We start from the raw sequence: 5,598 nt of genomic DNA on the forward strand, positions 1-5,598 counted from the left end.
GCCCTTGAGCCACTGGACGATCAGCACGCGGTGAGACTCATCTTGACTGATACCTTTGCCGATCGCTTGCAGAGCTTTACCCAGCGCACTGGTAGACTTACCTTTACCATCTCCTGTGTAGATTTCAATTCCTTCAATCCCTTGTGCTGCGGCTTCAGGATGGTGGTGTGCTCTCATCTCAGAATGTAAATCGGCAATCTCGATTAGCTCCGCAGGTGCATCGCGCCCAGTAACAATCACTTCGAGATGATCGGGTTTCGATTGCAAGATTTCGACAACTTCGGCAATCGGGAGCAAACCTAAATCGAGTGTGGGACTGAGTTCGTCCAGAACGATCACGGAATATAGATCCGAGTAAATCGCACCTTTAGCCACCGTCCACGCACGATGGGCTTCAGAACGATCGAAATCTGTTACTTCCTCTTTACCGAAATATTCAGATCGCCCAGTTCTGACTCGATCGATCAAATGCGGGAAACTCTTTCTCAATGCCGCGATCGCCGCATCTTCATCATAATCGCGTTCGGAACCTTTCAAGAACTGAAGTAATAAAATCCGCGTATCCGCACCCGCTTCAATCCCCAACCCGATCGATCTCAATACTACCCCTAGTGCTGCTTGAGATTTACCCTTCCCCGCCCCATCGTAGACGTGAATTTGTCCTACCGCACGTTCTTTACGCTTGGTTGCCGTGCGAATCCCAATCCCAACTCTAGTCACTGATTTTTACTCCCAATCGATCGATTATCGGCATTTGCTGCTCGTCTATCTTACAACAAGGTCTTGGATGTCGAGGGAAAATTTTGGGAGTTGGGAGTTGGGAGTTGGGAGAGAGGGAGAGAAGGAGAGAAGGAAACTAGTTATATTTCTTTTACCCATTACCCATTACCCATTACCCTAAAGCCTAAAACCTAAATTCACAATGCGCCGATCTGTCGATTGGGAGGATGGTTGTTTATAATGGCTTTAACATTTGCTCGATCGATCGCCACATTATTACTATGAACCTCGCACTATCTCAAATCGGTAATCAAATGTCTAATTTAACTGGCGTTCGCGCCATTATGAAGGACATTCAAGAAACTCTCGCTGCTAGAAAAGGTGAAGAATTTATCAATCTCAGCGCGGGTAATCCGGTGATTTTACCTGAGATCGAGCAAATGTGGCGGGACTATACTCAGGAGTTGTTAGATAGTAAAGATTATGGCGAGGTTGTCTGTCGGTATGGTTCGAGTCAGGGTTATCAACCACTAATCGATGCGATCGTCACTGATTTCAATCGTCGCTACGGCCTCAATTTTACCTCCAGAAACGTCCTAATTACCCCTGGCAGTCAAAGTTTGTATTTCTATGCAATGAATGCTTTTGGCGGCACTACGGCGGCGGGGCAAATGAAACAGGTAGTTTTACCGCTGAGTCCCGATTACACGGGTTATGGTGGGATGGCGATCGCCCCAGATTCAGTCTTAGCTTACAAGCCAACTTTAGATACAGACGCTGCCAATCATAGTTTTAAATATCGTCCCGATTTCAGTCAGCTCCAGATTGGCGAAAATACTGGTTGCGTCCTGTTTTCGCGTCCTTGTAATCCCACTGGCAACGTATTGACAGATGAAGAAGTTCAAAAAATTGTTGCACTTGCTGCTAATTACGACGCGCCAGTACTGATCGATTCAGCTTACGCGCCACCATTTCCCAGTCTGAATTTCACTGAAATGACCCCGATTTTTGGGGATAATATCTTGCACTGTATGAGTCTTTCCAAGGCTGGATTACCAGGCGAAAGAATCGGTATCGCTCTAGGTAGTGAAAAATTCATCGGTACCCTGGAATCGTTTCAGACTAATATGTGCCTTCACTCGTCGCGCTACGGACAAGCGATCGCAGCCAAAGCCATTGATAGCGGACGCTTGGCAGATTTAGCCACTAGTGTAATTCGCCCTTATTACCAACACAAATTTACCGTTCTCGAATCCGGATTAGCCAAGTTCATGCCTCAAGATCTACCCTGGTTCCTCCATCGTGGTGAAGGAGCAATTTTCGCCTGGATGTGGTTCCAAGATTTACCAATGACCGATCGAGATCTCTATCAAGCACTCAAACAAGTCGGCGTCATTGTCGTACCTGGAAATTCGTTCTTCCCCGGATTGCGCGAAGATTGGGCACACAAGCAACAATGCATCCGGATCAGCCTGACAGCCAGCGATGCAGATATCACCACCGCCATGGAGCGATTAGCCAACGTTGTGACGCAAGTTTATCAGGGCAAGTAGATCGTAGGTTGGGTAGCGGATGCGCGCTCGTCGGGTTTCCCGACGGGAAAAGCGCACCAAGCAGAGCGTAGCGAAACCCAACACCACCAACATCGATCGCGATCGAGTTTAACGATCGAATATTTTAAATATAAATGCTTGGGTCAAAATGTACCGATGCTCGATCGCATTAATCGATCGTTCCGTTAATGCTGGGATGGTTGGGTAGAAGCCCACGAAACCCAATAAACCCAGATCTCGCACATGAAGTAGGTCACGCCAGTAGGGTGGGCACTGCCCACCATCTAGGTTTCAGACACAATCTATTTGATAAAGAATTACACCTACCTACTCAGTTGCTGGTCGATCGTACAACCTGAATGGTGGGCAGTGCCCACCCTACTTTTTGAATTAATTATCAATTATCGATTCAATTAAGCCATTCTCGTCTCGATCGCCCAGCGCGCTAATTCAGTCCTGTTACTCAGTCCGGTTTTACCGAGCATGTTCGAGACGTGACTTTCGATCGTGCGTTGGCTGACATTCATCTGTTGGGCAATTTCTCTATTGGCGAGTCCTCTAGCCACTAATTGAACTACCTTGAGTTCGGTGGGAGTTAATTCGACAGTTGCGGGAACTTGGATCGGGGAACTATCGTCTCCCATGCCATCGGTGTGTAATAGCAATCTATTAGTTTGTTTGAGCGAAGACTCCACTTGCGCGACGAGTTCTTCTGGCTCGAATGGTTTGACCATATAGACATCCGCGCCCAAATTCAGACCCTTAATCCGATCTTGGCTCTGTCCTCTAGCAGAGAGAAATAGGACTGGAATCCAACTGGTACGTTGATCTTGGCGGACGTTTTCAATCAGGGCATAGCCATCCATCTCCGGCATCATGATGTCGCAGATAATCATGTCGGGGAGATGTTGGGAAAGCAAGTGCAAAGCTTCTTTACCATTGTCCGCAGTCAGCACCTCATAGCCGCGAAATTCTAAATAATCCCTAACTAATAAGATGAGATTGGGGTCATCATCGATTAATAGTAGTCGCTTGCGGTCTTTTCCACCAACTGCTTTCATAATCTTCTGACTAGAGTTAACCGTTTCTAACGATCGATAATTTGTATTTAACCACCCATTTGGGTCGGGATGCTACCTAAAATTCAACTTATTCAAACAAAATAGCTGCGTTGGCGTAGCCTTCGCCTTGCGAAATCGGCAAGATATCATTGTTACTTTTGTAGATAAGCGATTGTGTGTCACACCCACCGCGCACTTGGATTTTCCAGGTGTAGATCCCATTTCGGATCTGTGTGTAAAGATTCACAGTTATGAGATAGTCTACCGCTTTTGCCAGAATAGTGAAGCTTTTGTAGATTCAATTTTTGACAGTGCGACAGGCTACAACCAGAATTATTCAGAACACAGGTGTCTATAGATAATACTCTAAGATTGCGATCGAGTGGTAACCAAAATTCTTGTCAATTAATTAGCTAGTATGGCTATCGATCGACAGTTAAAAGTAGATTTCCTCTACCTGCGCCAATCTGACTTTCACTCTCCCACTTGAATTTGAGCTTAATGTAATAATTCCTCCAATTGATTTTGATTGCACAACCACTGATACAAGCCTTCTCTACCGATTAACTCCTGATGGCTACCTGTTTGGACGATTTCGCCTTTATCCATTACCATAATCCGATCGGCTGTTGCTGCGGCAGATAATTGGTGGGTAATAAATATTACCGTCCGTTTTTGTCCGGTTTGAGTGAGATTTTGGAGAATGGCTGTAGCCGTCTGATTATCGACACTAGAGAGAGCGTCATCGAGAATCAAAATCGGTGCATTCATTAGTAGCGCGCGTGCTAATGCCGTCCGCTGGCGTTGTCCGCCAGAAAGGGTAATCCCGCGTTCGCCGACGATCGTATCGTACTGTTGCGGAAAGTTGAGTACCTCAAAATGAATTTGCCCCAGTTGTGCGGCGGCTTCGACAGTACTTCTACTCGCTAAAGGCTCGCCATAACGGATATTATTCTCGATCGAGGTACTAAATAAAAAGCTCTCTTGTGGTACATAGGCGATCGATTTTCTCAGATCGTCTAAGCTCAAACTATTTACATCGTAATCATCGATAAATAAACTGTTTTCGGGTATTTCTACCAATCGGGGAATAGCATTAGCGAGTGTCGATTTTCCCGAACCGATCGGGCCGACGATCGCGATCGTTTCGCCAGCGTTAATTGTAAAATTAAGCTGTTTGAGTGCGGGAGTCTCAGCCCCAGGATGAGTATAGCTAAAATCTCGTGCAGAAATTTGACCGCGTAGTGGTGTATCTAAATGGATCGATTTTGGTGTATCGGCGATTTTGGGTCGGTTAAATAAGATGGCTTCGACTCGATCTATACTAACTTCACCCCGTTGGTATGCCGTAATTGTAAAGCCTAATAATGCTGTCGGAAAAATGAGGTTTTGGGCAAATATAATCAGCGATAAAAAGCCACCGACACTAATTTCCTGATTGGCGATCGCTAGTCCGCCTTGCCATAATAATACCAATAAACTAATCGAAGCTAACCCTTGAATGATGGGGAAAATCGTATTTCGCGACTCAGCTAACTTGAGATTGGCATTAAATAATTCCTGGTTCTTTTTACGAAATGCGCGCCGCTCATTTTCTTCTTGAGCGTAAATCTTGATTAGTGAAATCCCACTCATATCCTCCTGAATCAACTCACTCAAATCCGAAATCGATTCTTGGACTACTACTTGTTGATTGCGCAGTTGTTGACTGAATAACTGTACTGTAATTAACATCAACGGATACACAGCCAATGCCAGCAATGTCAACTTGACATCGATGTATAACATTGCGGGCAAAGTGAGCGCGTAAGCAAATATAATATTTGCCGTACTCAACACTGCAAACCCTACCAACCGCATGATATTTTCAACGTCACTGGTAAATCGATTGATTAAATCTCCTACCGTCGTCGTCACAAAATAACCTGGCTCCAAACGCAAGATATGCTCGAAGATATTCTGCTTCATCTCAGCTTGAACTTGGCGTCCTACCCCAAAGATCAGAATCCGCGAAATCATCCGCACCACCCACATAATCGAGGTCAAACCTACCAGAAAGAGCGCGAGTTGCGTGAGATAATCGCTAGTAAATGAAGTCTTCAGTCGATCGATTCCATCTCTGATTAACAGCGGGATATAAACGCTCAAAGCATTGACAACAAATAGCGCAAAAATACCTTGCGCTGTTTGCCATTTGTAAGGATTGAGGTAGTTGAGAAGTTTTTGAAAACGAGACATCGATTAGAAGGACGGGGGGACTGGGG

General features: G+C 45.5%; 4 protein-coding genes. 1 reads left to right on the plus strand and 3 read right to left on the minus strand.

Annotated features, from left to right (window positions below):
• A partial coding sequence (locus tag C7B77_RS22685) for a cob(I)yrinic acid a,c-diamide adenosyltransferase (protein ID WP_181243978.1) occupies positions 1-720 on the minus strand: 720 nt, incomplete at its 3' end.
• 281 nt (positions 721-1,001) lie between these two features.
• Here C7B77_RS22685 and C7B77_RS22690 point away from each other — a divergent pair.
• On the plus strand, positions 1,002-2,273 hold the full coding sequence (locus C7B77_RS22690) for a valine--pyruvate transaminase (RefSeq protein ID WP_106310261.1): 1,272 nt from the start codon (positions 1,002-1,004) through the stop codon (positions 2,271-2,273).
• Positions 2,274-2,686: 413 nt separating this feature from the next.
• Here C7B77_RS22690 and C7B77_RS22695 read toward each other — a convergent pair whose 3' ends face one another.
• Together C7B77_RS22695 and C7B77_RS22700 are read right to left on the minus strand one after the other, a co-directional pair.
• Entirely contained in the window at positions 2,687-3,334 is a 648-nt protein-coding gene (locus C7B77_RS22695; RefSeq protein WP_106310254.1) for a response regulator transcription factor, read from the minus strand.
• Positions 3,335-3,832: 498 nt separating this feature from the next.
• Positions 3,833-5,572 carry an ABC transporter ATP-binding protein gene (locus C7B77_RS22700; protein ID WP_106310257.1) on the minus strand — a complete coding sequence of 580 codons (1,740 nt, stop codon included), beginning with the start codon at positions 5,570-5,572 and terminating at the stop codon, positions 3,833-3,835.
• Positions 5,573-5,598 lie beyond the last annotated feature (26 nt).

The sequence above is a fragment of the Chamaesiphon polymorphus CCALA 037 genome (genome assembly GCF_003003845.1).
In the GTDB taxonomy this organism is placed as follows: Bacteria; Cyanobacteriota; Cyanobacteriia; order Cyanobacteriales; family Chamaesiphonaceae; genus Chamaesiphon; species Chamaesiphon polymorphus.

Coding starts and splice junctions, on each gene's coding strand:
- C7B77_RS22690 (WP_106310261.1), top strand. CDS start 1,002: ATGAACCTCGCACTATCTCAAATCGGTAATCAAATGTCTAATTTAACT.
- C7B77_RS22695 (WP_106310254.1), bottom strand. CDS start 3,334: ATGAAAGCAGTTGGTGGAAAAGACCGCAAGCGACTACTATTAATCGAT.
- C7B77_RS22700 (WP_106310257.1), bottom strand. CDS start 5,572: ATGTCTCGTTTTCAAAAACTTCTCAACTACCTCAATCCTTACAAATGG.